The organism is Bradyrhizobium sp. A5, from assembly GCF_042076515.1.
Classification (GTDB): Bacteria; Pseudomonadota; Alphaproteobacteria; order Rhizobiales; family Xanthobacteraceae; genus Bradyrhizobium; species Bradyrhizobium cosmicum.
On sequence record NZ_CP148990.1, the window covers coordinates 6,543,180 to 6,558,886 of the forward strand.

The window sequence follows — 15,707 nt, forward strand, 5'->3', positions numbered from 1 at the left end:
TGCTGTTCAATTCGCCGCCGAGACCAGCCTGTCCCCGCATGCATTCGCGTAGAACTTGCCGCCGCATTGGCGCTTGATCGCGGCACAGCGCGCGGCCGGAGATGCATTTTGCGGGACAGTAAAGCCGCAGCTCAGCCCGTCGGCGCTGCGGCCCATCCTGCCGGCGGCAAAGGCCGCGCTGGAGACGGTGATGCAGACGACGAGAATGGCTGCGGCGGCGATCTCGATCAGCAGTTTCATCAGCAGCCTCATGGGGCGCTTCCTCCATACTGATGGCTGAATCGGCCCTCAACCTAGCACCAAATCCGCATCTCTCCGTACGCTTCCGGGTTCCCAAATCGGCCCGTTACTTGCATAATTTTACGCCAGCGCAGTGCACGGCCGCACCAGCGATGGTTCCGGTGCGGGGGCAATACGCTTAGGATTACAAGACGCGTAGGGTTAGTGGTGTTCTCGCGACCAGGAAGTGACGGCCTTGCAAGATCAATCGTTCCAGCCAAATTTCCCAGCTCCCAGCCAGCCCATCGACGAACTCGCGCTGGCTGAGATCAAGGGCACGATCCTGGCGAAACTGCGCCTTGCCATCGGCAAGGACGCGGGCATGGCGACCAAGCACGACTGGTACCAGGCCGCGGCGCTCGCGCTGCGCGACCGCATCGTGCACCGCTGGCTCACGGCCGAGAAACACAGCTACGACGCCGGGCGCAAGCGCGTCTACTATCTCTCGCTCGAATTCCTGATCGGCCGTCTGTTCACCGACGCGCTGAACAACATGGGGCTGCTCAAGATCTTCGAGGTCGCGCTCGGCGATCTCGGCGTCTCGCTGCCTGAGCTCCGCAAATGCGAACCGGATGCCGCGCTCGGCAATGGCGGCTTGGGGCGGCTCGCCGCCTGCTTCATGGAAAGCATGGCCACGCTGTCGATCCCCGCGATCGGCTACGGCATTCGCTACGATTACGGCCTGTTCCGCCAGATCATCAATCAGGGCTGGCAGCAGGAATATCCGGATGAATGGCTCGGCTTCGGCAATCCCTGGGAATTGCAGCGGCCGGAGGTCATCTACGACATCAATTTCGGCGGCGGCATCGAGCATGTCGACGACAAGGGCCGCGACCGCGCGATCTGGCACCCGGGCGAGACGGTGCAGGCGATCGCCTATGACACGCCGATCGTCGGCTGGCGCGGTCAGCACGTCAATGCGCTCCGCCTGTGGTCGGCGCGCTCGCCCGATCCGTTGAAGCTCGATGCCTTCAACAAGGGCGACTATGTCAGCGCCAGTGCCGAGCAGTCGCGCGCCGAAGCGATCTGCAAATTCCTCTATCCGAACGACGAGAGCCCCGCCGGCCGCGAGTTGCGCCTGCGCCAGGAATATTTCTTCGTCTCGGCTTCGCTGCAGGACCTCATCAAGCGGCATCTGTCGTCCGACGGCCAGCTCCGCAGCCTGTCGTCCAAGGTCGCGGTGCAGCTCAACGACACCCATCCGAGCCTTGCCGTCACCGAGTTGATGCGCATCCTCGTCGACCTCCACAATTTCCGCTGGGACGAGGCCTGGAAAATCACGGTCGCCACCCTCTCCTACACCAACCACACGCTGCTTCCCGAGGCGCTCGAAACCTGGCCGGTCGAGCTGTTCGAGCGGCTGCTGCCGCGGCATCTGGAGATCATCTACCGCATAAACGTACAGCATCTCGCGCTCGCCGAAGCGCGCGCGCCCGGCGACATCGATTTCCGCGCCTCGGTTTCGCTGATTGACGAGAAGAGCGGCCGCCGCGTGCGCATGGGTCAGCTCGCCTTCGTCGGCTCGCACCGCATCAACGGCGTCTCGGCGATGCATTCCGACCTGATGCGCGAGACCGTGTTCCACGATCTCAACCATCTCTATCCCGGCCGCATCACCAACAAGACCAACGGCATCACCTTCCGCCGCTGGCTGATGCTGGCAAACCCGAAGCTGACGGACCTATTGCGCGAGACCTGCGGCGATGCCGTGCTCGACGATCCGACCCAACTCAGCCTGATCGAGGCGCGCGCCAGCGACGTCGAATTCCAGAAGAAGTTCCGCAGCGTCAAGCTTCACAACAAGATGGCCCTCGCGCGCCTGATCGGCGAACGGCTCGGCATCAAGGTCGACCCGAGCGCGCTTTTCGACGTGCAGATCAAGCGCATCCACGAATACAAGCGCCAGCTCCTCAACATCATCGAGACGGTTGCGCTGTACCAGTCGATCAAGGACGATCCCGACGGAAATTGGGTGCCGCGGGTCAAAATCTTCGCCGGCAAGGCGGCGGCGAGCTATCGCTACGCCAAGCTGATCATCAAGCTGATCAACGATGTCGCGGAGGTCGTCAACAACGACCCCGCGATCGGCGGCAAGCTCAAGGTCGTCTTCCTGCCCGACTACAATGTCAGCCTCGCGGAAGTGATCATTCCCGCAGCCGACCTGTCCGAGCAGATCTCGACCGCCGGCATGGAAGCCTCCGGCACCGGCAACATGAAGCTGTCACTGAACGGCGCCCTCACCATCGGCACGCTCGACGGCGCCAACATCGAGATCCGCGATCATGTCGGCGCCGAGAACATCGCGATCTTCGGCATGGAGGCCGGCGACGTGATGATCCGTCGCAAGCAGGGGCTGGATGCCTCCGACGTGATCCGCAAATCGCCGAAGCTGCAGCGCGCCATCAATGCGATCGGCGCCGGCGAATTCTCCCCCGGTGATCCCGGCCGCTTCGAATCCATCGCGCATGCGCTGCGCTATCTCGATCACTACATGGTCAGCGCCGACTTCGACTCCTATTACGAAGCGCAGCGCAGCGTCGATGCGCGCTGGCAGGTGGCTCCGGCCTGGACGCGCGCCTCCATCCTCAACGTCGCGCGCATGGCGTGGTTCTCCTCCGACCGCACCATTCGTGAATACGCCGAGGAGATCTGGACCGTGCCGGTGAATCCGGTCACGCCGCTGCTGCCTAATCTGCGCGACGTCGCGGGCTGATTTTCCGCCGCGTGGAAGCGACGTTACCTGCGAGGTTATTGATTTGGCAGGATAGGCATCATATTACGGCTTGAGCTTTTTTGGCCGGAGAAGATCGTGCCCGTCGGCGAGTATACGAGCCCGGATGGGCAGCTTCGATTGCTGGTCATATGTCCCGACGGGGACTGGACGCTGGGATTTGACGGCTTCCCTTGGCACACGCACGGCAGCATCCTTGCCAGTCTTTCCGGGAAGGACGAGGAGGCCGCGATCGATAACTTCGTCGCCGACTTAACCAGCGGCAAGAGCATCATTGCGATGAAGCGCATAGGAGGCTCTTTGGCGGATGTCTGGGTTACCGACGATCCGGCTGAGGATGTCTCGGATACGAAAAAATACGGCCTTGGGGATGAGACGATGGAGTTTCGTCTTTGGGATGGAAGCGTAGTGAAGGTCTAGCCCCATGCACGCCAAGCTCCCGCACCCCTTCGACGACGCCACCCGCATCACCGTTGGTGACAGCAGCTGGCAGGGGCACACCAGCGACGATTACTGGGCCTTTGTCGGCCCGTTCGGCGGCATCACGGCCGCAACGATCCTGCGCGCGCTGATCGAGCATCCGCAACGCGCCGGCGAACCACTCGCCCTCACCGTCAATTACTGCGCACCGATCGCCAAGGGCCCGTTCGATCTCGACATCCGGCTGGTGAAGGCCAACCGCTCCAGCCAGCACTGGAGCGTCGAACTGTCGCAGGGCGGCGGCGAGGTCGCGACGCTCGCCACCGCGGTGTTCGCCGAGCGCCGACCGTCGTGGGAGCACAGGGTGGCGCAATATCCTGAAGCAAAGCCGTTCGAGCAGACGCTGCCGTTCCCAAAGATCTCGGCGTCGTGGGCCAACCAGTATGAATTCCGCTTCGTCGAGGGCGAGATGCGGATCGGCCCGCCGCAGCCCGAACTTGCCAGCACCTATTCTAAGATCTGGATCAGCGACCGCACTCCGCGCAAGCTCGACATGCTGTCGCTGATGTCGATGTCGGATGCCTTCTTCGGCCGCATCTTTCACGCCCGGCGCGAACTGGTGCCGTTCGGCACGGTGTCGCTGACGACGTATTTCCACACCGACAGCGACGAGCTCGCCGCCGAGGACATCACCCGCGTGCTCGCGACCGCCGACTCGAAGATCATGCACAAGAGCTACGCCGACCAGAACGCCGAGCTGTGGTCGCCGAACGGTCGGCTGCTCGCGACGACGACGCAGATCGCGTATTTCAAGGCGTAGCCACACTCGTCGTCCCGGACAAGCGCAGCGGAGCGGAGCGCAGATCCGGGACCCATCACCACAGGATGGTGTTTGGCGAAGGCTTTGAGTTGCCAGCTCGCGCTACGACTTCTCCCTGAGGTTATGAGTCCCCGCGTACGCGGGGACGACATCGCCTGTGTGGTTCGCGCCTGCGCACACAAACAAAAAGGGCGGCCTCTCGGCCGCCCGTTTGCATTCAACCAAAGGCGAGAGATTACTCCGCCGCGAGCTTCACGTCCGGCGCGGCCGCACGCACTTCGGCATCCACATGGGCTTCGAACTTGGCGAAGTTCTTCTGGAACATTCCGACCAGCGCGCGGGCGGTCTTGTCGAACTCATCCTTGTCCTTCCAGGTGTTGACCGGGTTGAGGATCTCGCTGGGCACGCCCGGCAGCGCGGTCGGGACGGCAAAGCCGAAATATTTATCGGTACGGAATTCGACGTTGCGAAGCGAGCCGTCCAGCGCGGCGGTCAGCAGCGCGCGCGTCACCTTGATCGGCATGCGGGAGCCCGTGCCGAATTTGCCGCCGGTCCAGCCGGTGTTGACCAGCCAGCAATCGACATTGTGCTGGGCAATGAGGTCGCGCAGCATGTTGCCGTAGACGGATGGATCGAGCGGCAGGAAGGGCGAGCCGAAGCAGGTGGAGAATTCCGGCTGCGGCTCGTTGCCAAGACCGCGCTCGGTGCCAGCAACCTTGGCAGTGTAGCCGGAGAGGAAGTGATACATCGCCTGCGCCGGCGACAGCTTTGCGATCGGCGGCAGCACGCCGAAGGCGTCGGCGGCCAGCATCACAACGTTCTTCGGCTGCGGCGCGCGACCGGTACGCGAGGCGTTCGGAATGAACTCGAGCGGATAGGCCGAACGCGTGTTCTCGGTCTTGGAGCCGTCGTCGAAATCCACCACGCGGGTGTCCTCGTCGAGCACGCAGTTCTCGAGCACCGCGCCGAAGCGCGTCGACGCCGCATAGATCTGCGGCTCGGCTTCCTGCGAGAGCTTGATGCACTTGGCGTAGCAGCCGCCCTCGAAGTTGAACACGCCGTTCGGACCCCAGCCATGCTCGTCGTCGCCGATCAGCGTACGGTTGGGATCGGCCGACAGCGTGGTCTTGCCGGTGCCTGATAGCCCGAAGAAGATCGCTGCATCGCCCTTGCTGCCGACATTGGCCGAGCAGTGCATCGGCATCACGCCGCGCTCCGGCAGGTAATAGTTCAGCGTGGTGAAGACCGACTTCTTCATCTCGCCGGCATAATAGGAGCCGCCGATCAGCACGATCTTGCGGGCGAAGTCGATCGCGACGACGTTTTCCGACTTGCAGCCATGGCGCTTCGGATCGGCGCGGAAGCTCGGCATGTCGATGATGGTGAGCTCAGGCGTGAAGGTCGACAGCTCGATCGCCTCGGGGCGGATCAGCAGCGTGCGGATGAACAGCGAGTGCCAGGCGAGTTCGGTGAAGACACGGGTCTTGATCCGGTAGGCCGGATCGGCACCGCCATAGAGGTCCTGCGCGAACAGCCTCTTGCCTTCAGCGTGCTTGAGGAAATCCTGGTACAGCGTCTCGAACTGCTCGGCGGTGATCGACTGGTTGCCGGCCCACCACATCTTCTTGTCGGTGGTGTCGTCACGCACCGTGAACTTGTCCTTGGGGCTGCGGCCGGTGAACTCGCCGGTGTCGGCGCAGAGCGCGCCGTCAGCGGACAGCACCGCCTCGCCCGCGGCGAGCGAGTACTGATAGAGTTGCGGCGCGCCGAGGTTCCAGTGAACCTGCTTGAGATTCTTTAAGCCGAATTTGTCGGCGCCAAAGGCACCGTTGCGCACGCCCGTCTCTTGCACGAAAAATCCTCCTAGAACCCGCGACACATAACGTGACCTGACTTTGGCGCCATCGCGGTCACCGTGAATTACAGGCCGTCCAGCCTCGGTTGGACGACCTAATATCGGTGAACGCTGACGTTGCCAAGCCGATCCCTTAGGATTTGGTTTATTCAAGGACCGCGCCAAACGTCGCGCATGTCATCCCCGAGCATCCGCATCAAGAAATCACGAATGATCGCGCAACCAAATACGTGTTTCGGCGCTTCCTGAGGTTGCTGCGACGCACAATCCTGGACCGGGCTACCGTACCTCGCCTTCACCGATCAGTGCGAACGGTCCCCACATCGCGGGGTAAGCGTTGCGCGGCGACGAGGTGTCATCAACATACGCCAACATCGCGCGGCGCAGGGCTTCGGCACGGCCGATTTCTGGTTCGTTTTTGAGCAACTCGAAAGTCGAGGTGGTCAAGCGTGTGGCAGCTTCCGAATCCACGGCCCAGTGCGAGACCAGCAGCGCGCGGGCGCCGGCGTAGAAGAACGAGCGCGCCAGTCCCGACAGGGCTTCAGCGCCCGGCCTGTCGCCGGCAATGGTGTTGCAGGCCGACAGCACAACCCAATCCGCATTGAGCTTGAGCTGGGCGACTTCACTCGCCGTGAGCAGGCCGTCATCCAGCTCCGTGGGTTGTTCAGGAATGGAGAGAGCAAGCGAAGGCTCGCCCAATCCCTTGATGTCGCCAGCGACGAGGCCGTGGGTGGCAAAGTAGATGATGCTGTATTGAGCAAGCGCTGCACGCTTCAGCGTCGTCTCGCTGGCATCGCGGCCGAGATGGATGTCGGCTGCGGCCGCGCCGACATCCTTGGCCACCGCATTCAACTCATCCGCTGTATCCGGCAATTGCGGCAGCGCCTGCGCCAGCCGCGCGCGATCGACGCCGGCACCGCGCCAAAAGTCGGTATAGGCTGATGTCACGATGCTGCGCGCGGCAACCTTTCCATTCGCTGCGCGACGATCGGCCGGCCCTTCCAGCGCAGGATTGAACACGGGATCGCCGAAGCCGGTCATCGGCTTCACGCCCTGGTCTCTCCGCGCAAAGGCACGCAGCGATTTCAGGCTGGTCACCGACGGCAGCACCGACACGGCCTGACGCCGCAGCAGCCAGGCGGCGCTGCGATAACCATCGAGCGTATCCGGGATCGCAGCCTGCGGCTTCTCCATGACGAGCAGGTGAAACGGCAAGGCGGTCAGCGCGGCCGACGGCACCACCAGCAGGTTACGCTTGCCTTGTGTCAGAGCCTCGACCGGACCGAGCAGCGCGACATAGAGTTCGTTGGCGAGTGCAAGATCGAACAATCCGGATTTGCCGGACGCATCGCGCGCCTTGCCGACATCGAGTCCGCGGCGGAACGCCGTGACCTTATGCGCCAGCGCGTCCGCGCCGAGTGGAATCTCCTTCCACTCGACACCCTCGCGCGTGATCGCGATGACATGGCTCTGCTTGTCGACCACGGAAAAGAGTACCATCGCCTCATCGGCCGACAGCAGCGGCTGGATGTCCTTCACGGCCAGCGGCAGCGGATTGGAAAGCGAGGCGTAGTCCGGGAACTCGAGGACGAACGTCTTCTGCAAGCCTGCACGCTCGTTCGCAATCGTCGCGATCCGCACACGGCTGCGCGCCTCGGCCGCGACGTCGCGCTGGGCCGACTGCTTCGACACTGCGACGATGATCGCCTTGTCGAGCGCCTCGGACTCGGCCGCGAGGTCCTGATCCCGGCGCACCAGCTCGGCAAGCCGGTCGCTGCCGGCAGCGAGTCGCACGGCGAGCTTGTTCACGGCGGATGCGGCAGACGATTGCGTACCGCGCTGGATCGCGGCGAGCGCCTCGTCCAGCGCCTTGTCGTCAGGTAGCAGATGTTGCTGCCGCGCAGCGAACAGGACCGGCAGCACGACGCGCAGCTGCGCGCGGTCGCTGCGAAGGGTTTTTTCTGCGAGAGGCAGCGCGTCCTCATTTCGACCAGACACGTAGAGGAAATAAGCAAGGTTGCTGGTCGAGGTCGCGACATCAGGGTGATCGGGCCCGAGCGCCCGCTCGCGAATAGCAAGCGCACGGCGATAGAGCGGCTCGGCGTCGGCATAGCGCCGCTGGTGCTCGTAGAGGCCGGCAAGATTGTTGAGGGATCGCGCGACGTCGGGATGATCCATCCCCAGCACCTTTTCGCGGATCGCGAGCGAGCGCCTGACCGGTACTTCGGCCTCCGCGTCGCCGTTGAGATCGCGATAGAGTTGACCGAGATTGTTCAGGAGGGTCGCGACGGCCGGATGCTCGGGGCCACCGACCTTCTGGTAGATCGCCAGCGCCCGTTGAAACAAGGGCTCCGCGTCCGCGTAGTGCTGCTGCTTCACATAGAGCGTGCCGAGATTGTTGAGCGACTGGCCGACATCGGGATGCTCGCGCGACAGCGCCTTCTCGCGGACAGCGAGCGCGCGCCTGAACAGCGGCTCAGCCTCGGAAAGCCGGCTCTGCCGCTGATAGAGTGCGGCAAGGTTGTTCAGGACCGGTGCGATCTCGACGCTGTCGAGACCCGTCCCCTTTTCCATCAGCGCGATGGCACGCTTGTAGATCGGCTCGGCCTGGTCGTCGTGGCCCTGATCGGCATGGATTTGCGCGAGGTTGTTGAGAGCGCCTGCGAGGTCGCGATTGTTGGTGGTTTTCTCGAGAGACGCCACCATGGCCTGCGCCAGCGGCAGCGCTTCCGAATATCTGCCGGCGCTTCTCAGCGCGCTGATCCGCGCGCTTCGCGCGGAGAGATCACCCTTCTGGGCGAGGCCGGGGGTGGCCAGCGATACCATGATCGCGAGCGCCACACCCGCAACCAGCGTCAGACGACGGCGTGTCATCAATCCTCTCGCTGCGCACCTCAAGACCATTACGGTCTTGGGTCGCAGCGATAGGCAACGGCGTTCAATTTGTTGCGCTTGAGTCCAGCTTTGTGCGCGCTTCGCCAGCGAGGCGGACCAGCATTTTTCGTAGCGCCGTGCCGTTGGTCACGCGCTCCGGGAAATCGAGCCGCAGCGCGGTCTGGCCATCCTGCATATCGAGGCCCTCGGGGTCGCAGCCGGTGCAGCGCCAGTCGCCCTCGGCCGCACCGAGGAGTTTGGTGGCGTAGAGGCCCATGGCGTCGCGGTGGTCGGCGTTCATGTGCTCGACGGCCCCCTCCTCCGCCGCCAGCAGGTCCTCAGCGCCGGCGAGGTCAGTTATGAACTGCTCCGGCCTGAGGTCGACGATCCGGCCAAAGCCGGCGACCAGATGGGTTCCCGTCGGCCGGATCCGGAAAAAGGAGAAATCCTTAAACGATACAAAGGCTTCAGCCGAAGGATGGGCATTGAGATACCGCCGCTGGAGCAGCTCCCGGTCGGCTGCGGCCTGTTCGGCCAGGCCAGACAGCATGATCCGGGCGCCTCCCAAGGGATCGCCGGCCACACGCTCGTCCAGCATCAACGAGACCCGGCTATCCGCGAGGATGTTCCTGGTGTGGACCGCCAGTCCCGAGATCAGCAGGATCGGGGAGCCGTCCGGGTGGCTTGCCAGATTGACCAGGGAACAATAGGGATCGCCGGAGCCTGCCATCAGCGTTGCCAGCGCACCTTGGCGCGACCGCCTGAGCAGCGATCTGGCGAGCTTTCCGGGGTCGAAATCGGGGGTCGGTTGCATTGGCTTTCTCGGCACGGGTGGTTGCAAGGAGGGCCTTTTTTCGGGTAAACGAGGGTCTGGTTATGGGTCGACATGCGGCGAATCTGCCGTGTTTCGTGGAACTTGGTCACACTTCAGCCCAGCTTGCATTGCTCGGTGACAAGGTTCGAACGCCAAATTCGGCACCCATGTATGCGGCGCATCAGTGGATTGCTCGCCGTTTAAGCCACGACCCAAACGGAAAGCAGAAAGCAGAGGCTCATGCCCACAATCGCTTTGGTCGACGACGACCGCAACATTCTCACATCCGTCTCGATCGCGCTGGAGGCCGAAGGCTACCGCATCATGACCTACACGGACGGCGCCTCCGCGCTTGACGGTTTCCGTACCACCCAACCCGATCTCGCCATCCTCGACATCAAGATGCCGCGCATGGACGGCATGGAGACGCTGCGTCGTCTGCGGCAGAAGTCCGACCTGCCGGTGATCTTCCTGACCTCCAAGGACGAAGAGATCGACGAGCTGTTCGGCCTCAAGATGGGCGCCGACGACTTCATCCGCAAACCGTTCTCGCAGCGTCTGCTGGTCGAGCGCGTCAAGGCCGTGCTGCGCCGCTCGGCGCCGAAGGACCCGACGGTCACGCCGAAGGAGAACGACGCCAAGGCGCTCGACCGCGGCCTGCTGCGCATGGATCCGGAACGCCATACCTGCACCTGGAAGAACGAGCCGGTGACGCTGACCGTCACCGAATTCCTGATCCTCCAGGCGCTGGCGACCCGGCCCGGCGTGGTCAAAAGCCGCAACGCGCTGATGGACGCCGCCTACGACGACCAGGTCTATGTCGACGACCGCACCATCGACAGCCACATCAAGCGGCTGCGCAAGAAGTTCAAGGTGGTCGACAACGAGTTCGAGATGATCGAGACGCTGTACGGCGTCGGCTACCGCTTCAAGGAAGCCTGAGCCTCACGCGCCTTCAACAAAGACCATCGCCGGTTCTGATTCCATCGGGACCGGGATGGCTCTAGGATGCGGGGACCCTTCACACGAGAAGTCCTAACGCGGGCGTAAGCATTGCTTGACCGAACGCAGCCTGACGAGAACCAGAGCGCCGGGGATGTCGCATCCGACGGCGGTCTGGAGCACGTCGCCGAGGACAGGCCGGCCGCACAGGGCTGGCAGCCGCTGAACTGGCTGAAGCGCGCCGGGCAGTTCTTCTTCGCGCTGTCCTTCTCGAGCCTGACCCGCCGCATCGTCTCGCTCAACCTCGCCGGGCTTGTCGCGCTGGTCGCGAGCATCCTCTACCTATCCCAGTTCCGCGCCGGCCTGATCGACGCGCGCGCGCAGAGCCTGCTGGTGCAGGCCGAAATCATCGCCGGCGCGATCGCGGCGTCCGCGACCGTCCAGACCAACACCATCACCATCGATCCCGACCGGCTGCTCGACCTCAAGCCGGGCGAGACCTATGGCGGACCGGACGAGTATTCGCCGCTGGACTTTCCGATCAATCCGGAACGCGTGGCGCCGGTGCTGCGCACGCTGATCTCGCCGACCAAGACGCGAGCCCGCATCTACGATCCGAACGGCAGCCTGCTGCTCGACAGCCGCAATCTCGAAAACGTGCTGCGCCTCAACCTGCCGCCGCCGGCCGACAAGCCCGGCTTCGTCGAGCGCGGCATGGTCGCGGTACGCACCTGGCTGAACCGCGGCGACCTGCCGCTCTATCGCGAGCTCGGGCCCGAGAACGGCAACGGCTATGCGGAAGTGAGTGACGCACTCCAGGGCCAGAAGCGCTCGATGGTGCGGGTCAATGCGCGCGGCGAGGTGATCGTCTCGGTCGCGGTCCCCGTGCTGCGCTCGCGCGCCATCCACGGCGCGTTGATGCTGTCCACCCAGGGCGACGACATCGACCAGATGGTCACCGCCGAGCGCCTCGCAATCCTGAAGGTCGGCGGTGTTGCCGCCGCGGTCATGATCATGCTGTCGCTGCTGCTCGCCAGCACGATCGCAGGACCGGTGCGCCGGCTTGCCGACAGCGCCGAGAGCGTTCGCCGCCGCATCAAGGCCCGCATCGAGATTCCCGACTTCACCCGCCGCCGCGACGAGATCGGCCATCTCTCCGGCGCGCTGCGCGACATGACCAGCGCGCTCTACAGCCGGATCGAAGCCATCGAAATGTTCGCCGCCGATGTCGCGCACGAACTGAAGAATCCGCTCACCTCGCTGCGCTCCGCGGTCGAGACGCTGCCGCTGGCGCGCAACGAGAACAGCCGCGCCCGCCTGCTCGAGGTGATCGAGCACGACGTCAAGCGGCTGGACCGGCTGATTTCGGACATCTCCGACGCCAGCCGCCTCGACGCCGAATTGCAGCGCCAGGATGCGGTCCCGGTCGATCTGCGCCGCCTGCTGACGACGCTCGTGTCCGTCGCCAACGAGACCAAGCTCGGCCATGACGTCGCGGTCGAGACCCGCTTCGAGGGCCGCAGCCCAACCGACGCCTTCGCCGTGACCGGCCATGATTCGCGGCTCGGGCAGGTGGTCTCCAACCTGCTCTCCAACGCGCAATCCTTCTCGGAAGCAGGCAGCAAGGTACGCCTCACCTGCCGCCGCGTCCGCTCCGAGATCGAGATCGTGGTCGACGACGACGGCCCCGGCATCCGCGACGACGCACTGGAGCGCATCTTCGAGCGCTTCTACACCGATCGTCCGCATCAAGGCTTTGGCCAGAACTCCGGCCTCGGCCTGTCGATCTCGAAGCAGATCGTCGATGCCCATGGCGGACGCATCTGGGCCGAGAACCGTGCGGGCCCGCTGGACGCGGACGGCGCGCCGACGGTTGCCGGCGCGCGCTTCGTGGTGAGGCTGCCGGCGCTATGAGCGACGGCGGCCCCAGTGTTCACGCCTCCGCGGTCAAGGTGGGGACTCTGGCCGTGCTGATCCGCGGGCCGTCTGGCTCAGGCAAGTCGCGGCTTGCCTTTGATTTGATCATGGCAGGGCGCGCCGGCGTGGTCGAAAGCGCCGTTCTGGTCGGGGACGACCGTGTCCATCTGGCGACAGTCGGCCATGAAATTGAGGTCCGTCCCGCGCCGAGACTGGCCGGCCTGATCGAGGTCCGGGGACTGGGGATCCGCCACTGCGACTTCGTGGAGCATGCGACCGTCGGCCTCGTGGTCGATCTGGACGCTGCGGAGGCGGAACGCCTGCCCGCGGCAGAATCGCTCAAAACACGCATTTTCGGTGTCGAAATACCCCGAATCCCGGTCGGGCGCGGCTATTCGCCCCTCCCTTTGGTTGTTGCGGCCTTGACCACTACCAAGAGTTAACCTTCGACTAACCCTTGAGGCGATTGTTTGAAGGGAAATTGTAACCATATGAACCCCACTATCGCGACCGAATAGACCGACCCAGCTCCCCTTATCCATCCGTCTAGATTCAGGGAGATACGCAACATCCCCCCTTGCGCGGGGGCTCTGGATGGTCAAAGTGGCGCGTTCGTGCGGTGCACCAAAAGCGCCCGCGAGGAGTTTTCCGATGATTGGTCTAGTACTTGTGACCCACGGGCGCCTTGCCGACGAGTTCAAGGCAGCGCTTGAGCATGTCATGGGCCCACAAAAACAAATCGAAGCGATCACGATCGGCGCCGAAGATGATTCCGATCTCTGTCGAAGCGACATCATCGAGGCGGTTAACCGCGTCGATTCCGGCGATGGCGTTGCGATCCTCACCGACATGTTCGGCGGCACGCCATCCAACCTGGCGATATCCTGCATGAGCCGGCCGAAGGTCGAAGTCCTCGCGGGCATCAACCTTCCCATGCTGGTGAAGCTCGCCAAGGTGCGCGAAGAGCGCGCGCTGCCCGACGCGATCGCGATGGCCCAGGAAGCGGGTCGCAAATACGTCACCATCGCCAGCCGCGTGCTCGCCGGCAAATGAGCGACGACGCGCCGCAAGCCGGGTCGGGCGTGCCCGCGGGCGCGATCTCCAAGGACCTCCTGATCATCAACAAGCGCGGCCTGCACGCCCGCGCCTCCGCGAAATTCGTCCAGGCCGTCGAGCGCTTCAACGCGCAGGTGTGGGTGACACGCGGCGGCGAGACCGTCGGCGGCACCTCGATCATGGGCCTGATGATGCTCGCGGCCGGCCCGGGCACGACGATCACGGTGGCCGCGGCCGGTGCCGAAGCGGATGCCGCGCTCGCGGCAATCACCGAACTCGTTGAAAGCAAGTTCAACGAGGAAGGGATTTAGTCCCTCGTCACTTCGCCGGCGGCGCGATGTAGATGTTCCAGCTCATCGACGGACCGGCCTTGCCGTGAGTGAAGCGGCGCGTGGTCATCACGATGCGCTCGGCGTTCGGCGCGGTCTCCGACACCCATTTCTCGAATGCCGGCAGGCGACCGTCGGTCGGATCGAACACGCCGATGAAGCCGTATTTCCTGATGTCGTCGCGCGAGATCAATCCGGAATCCCAGGCTTCGATCGGCACGAAAGCGGCGGGATGATCGGGGCTGTAGAACACCATCGGCTGGATCGACTCCATGGTGCCTGCGACGATCGCCCAGCGTGAGGCGAAGCGCGCGTGCCAGGCCTGCGTCAGCTCGCGTGCGAGATCCGAGCGCGCGCCGTAGGTCGCGGTGTTGCCGGCATTGGCGGCCATCTCGCGCGCGGCGATCCAGGGCGAGGCCATGAGCGTCGCGACGCTGAGCACGAGCCAGATTGCGACGATGTTGAACAGCACTGCGCCCTGCACCCGCAGCGCAGGGATCGCGACCAGCGCGAGCGGCACCAGGAAGAACAGCGAGATGCCCCAATCGGTCTTCATGTAGATGCTGAAGACCAGCGCGCCGAGCGGCGGGCCGACCGCGACAATGATCTGGATGATCCAGACATTCATCGCCTGCGAGAGATTGACGCCCGCATTGGCGCCGCGCGCCCAGGCCCGCGTGACGATACGCGAGGGCGCGCGCAACAGCAGCGTGAACCAATGCGGCACCAGCGCCATGGCCAGCGCGGCGAGCGCTACCGGCAAGGCCAGCAGCGCGAAATTATGCAGGATGTAGCCGGCCACGAGCTGATGCACGAGGCGGCTGTCCTCGAGGCTGTAGGTGTCGCCGGCATAGGTGAGCGGCACGAAATGCGCGTCCGCCAGCCAGACGATGTGCGGGATCATCGCCACCGCCATCGTCGCGATCGCCACCCACGGGGCCGGCGACAGGAGGAATTTCATACGATCGGGATGGATCAGCGCGGCAAGGCCAATGGCGCCGATCATGGTCAGTACCCAGTATTTGGTCATCAGCGCCAGCGCGCCGGCGAGCCCGAACCAGATGCCGGACTGCCAGCTCCGCTTCTCGAAGGCGTTGAGATAGGCGAGCACCAGAAGCGGCAGCGTGACGAGCTGGAGCAGGTCCGGGTTGTATTTGAAACCCTTGAAGTTGAAGATCGGGTAGAGCGCGATCATCACCACGACCAGGAAGGCGCGCCGCGCGTCCACGACGCGCAAGCTCAGCAGCCAGCAGATCACCATGCCGACGCCGACGGTCGCCATCGCCAGCGCATAGGTCGCCCAGTCCGTCGCCGGGAACACGGTGAACCAGAGGCCGGCGACCCAGCCCGACAGCGGCGGGTGCTTGCCGTAGCCGAGCAGGAATTTCTGGCCCCAGCCATAGGCTTCCGCGACGTCCATGTGAACGTCTTGCGCCGCTTTGAGATTGATCAGGATGAAGGTCCAGATCACCGCATGCAGGATGGCGAGCTGGACCACCAGCCAGAGGCGCGCCTCCGGCCGGGTCGCATTGGCAACCAGCCAGGCCCGAAAGCGGCCAAGGCTCACCCGGGCTTTGACGCGCGGTCGGGCGGAGGGGATCGAGGTCGTGGACATGGTCGTTGCGTAGCGCGTTTTGGGCCGCCGTGGAATCAGCTTGGCGTGAAGAAAG

At 64.2% G+C, this 15,707-nt stretch carries 12 protein-coding genes and 1 pseudogene; 8 read left to right on the forward strand and 5 right to left on the reverse strand.

The window, feature by feature from the left end; translation table 11 throughout:
* Positions 1 to 6: 6 nt before the first annotated feature.
* Positions 7 to 252 carry a hypothetical protein gene (locus tag WHZ77_RS30975; RefSeq protein WP_375311401.1) on the reverse strand — a complete coding sequence of 82 codons (246 nt, stop codon included), beginning with the start codon at positions 250 to 252 and terminating at the stop codon, positions 7 to 9.
* Between the two features lie 223 nt (positions 253 to 475).
* Between WHZ77_RS30975 and WHZ77_RS30980 the strand changes: the two genes are divergently transcribed.
* The 3 genes from WHZ77_RS30980 to WHZ77_RS30990 all read left to right on the forward strand — a co-directional run bounded on the left by WHZ77_RS30980 (position 476) and on the right by WHZ77_RS30990 (position 4,250).
* Positions 476 to 2,992: a glycogen/starch/alpha-glucan phosphorylase gene (locus tag WHZ77_RS30980; protein ID WP_375311402.1), complete on the forward strand. Its 2,517-nt coding sequence runs from the start codon at positions 476 to 478 to the stop codon at positions 2,990 to 2,992.
* A 96-nt stretch (positions 2,993 to 3,088) separates the two neighbouring features.
* Positions 3,089 to 3,430 carry a hypothetical protein gene (locus WHZ77_RS30985; RefSeq protein WP_375311403.1) on the forward strand — a complete coding sequence of 114 codons (342 nt, stop codon included), beginning with the start codon at positions 3,089 to 3,091 and terminating at the stop codon, positions 3,428 to 3,430.
* A 4-nt stretch (positions 3,431 to 3,434) separates the two neighbouring features.
* Entirely contained in the window at positions 3,435 to 4,250 is an 816-nt protein-coding gene (locus WHZ77_RS30990; protein ID WP_375311404.1) for an acyl-CoA thioesterase, read from the forward strand.
* 235 nt (positions 4,251 to 4,485) lie between these two features.
* Here WHZ77_RS30990 and WHZ77_RS30995 read toward each other — a convergent pair whose 3' ends face one another.
* From WHZ77_RS30995 to WHZ77_RS31005, 3 genes are all read right to left on the reverse strand, one after another.
* Entirely contained in the window at positions 4,486 to 6,102 is a 1,617-nt protein-coding gene (locus WHZ77_RS30995; RefSeq protein WP_375311405.1) for a phosphoenolpyruvate carboxykinase, read from the reverse strand.
* Positions 6,103 to 6,384: 282 nt separating this feature from the next.
* Positions 6,385 to 8,979: a tetratricopeptide repeat protein gene (locus tag WHZ77_RS31000; RefSeq protein WP_375311406.1), complete on the reverse strand. Its 2,595-nt coding sequence runs from the start codon at positions 8,977 to 8,979 to the stop codon at positions 6,385 to 6,387.
* A gap of 64 nt (positions 8,980 to 9,043) precedes the next feature.
* Positions 9,044 to 9,793, reverse strand: a complete 750-nt coding sequence (locus tag WHZ77_RS31005; protein WP_375311407.1) for a HugZ family protein — start codon at positions 9,791 to 9,793, stop codon at positions 9,044 to 9,046.
* Between the two features lie 240 nt (positions 9,794 to 10,033).
* Between WHZ77_RS31005 and WHZ77_RS31010 the strand changes: the two genes are divergently transcribed.
* The 5 genes and pseudogenes from WHZ77_RS31010 to WHZ77_RS31030 all read left to right on the forward strand — a co-directional run bounded on the left by WHZ77_RS31010 (position 10,034) and on the right by WHZ77_RS31030 (position 14,019).
* Entirely contained in the window at positions 10,034 to 10,735 is a 702-nt protein-coding gene (locus tag WHZ77_RS31010) for a response regulator transcription factor (RefSeq protein WP_007597749.1), read from the forward strand.
* A gap of 111 nt (positions 10,736 to 10,846) precedes the next feature.
* A complete protein-coding gene (locus tag WHZ77_RS31015) occupies positions 10,847 to 12,649 on the forward strand; it encodes a stimulus-sensing domain-containing protein (protein WP_375311408.1) in 1,803 nt (600 codons plus the stop codon).
* Positions 12,646 to 13,113 (forward strand): annotated as a pseudogene (locus WHZ77_RS31020) (HPr kinase/phosphorylase). The gene WHZ77_RS31015 and the pseudogene WHZ77_RS31020 overlap by 4 nt, the downstream one beginning before the upstream one ends.
* 190 nt (positions 13,114 to 13,303) lie before the next feature.
* On the forward strand, positions 13,304 to 13,705 hold the full coding sequence (locus WHZ77_RS31025; RefSeq protein ID WP_011090868.1) for a PTS sugar transporter subunit IIA: 402 nt from the start codon (positions 13,304 to 13,306) through the stop codon (positions 13,703 to 13,705).
* Positions 13,702 to 14,019, forward strand: a complete 318-nt coding sequence (locus tag WHZ77_RS31030; RefSeq protein ID WP_375311409.1) for an HPr family phosphocarrier protein — start codon at positions 13,702 to 13,704, stop codon at positions 14,017 to 14,019. The genes WHZ77_RS31025 and WHZ77_RS31030 overlap by 4 nt, the downstream gene beginning before the upstream one ends.
* 7 nt (positions 14,020 to 14,026) lie before the next feature.
* Here the strand turns inward: WHZ77_RS31030 and WHZ77_RS31035 are convergent, their stop codons facing one another.
* Entirely contained in the window at positions 14,027 to 15,652 is a 1,626-nt protein-coding gene (locus tag WHZ77_RS31035; RefSeq protein WP_375311410.1) for a glycosyltransferase family 39 protein, read from the reverse strand.
* Between the last annotated feature and the right edge of the window lie 55 nt (positions 15,653 to 15,707).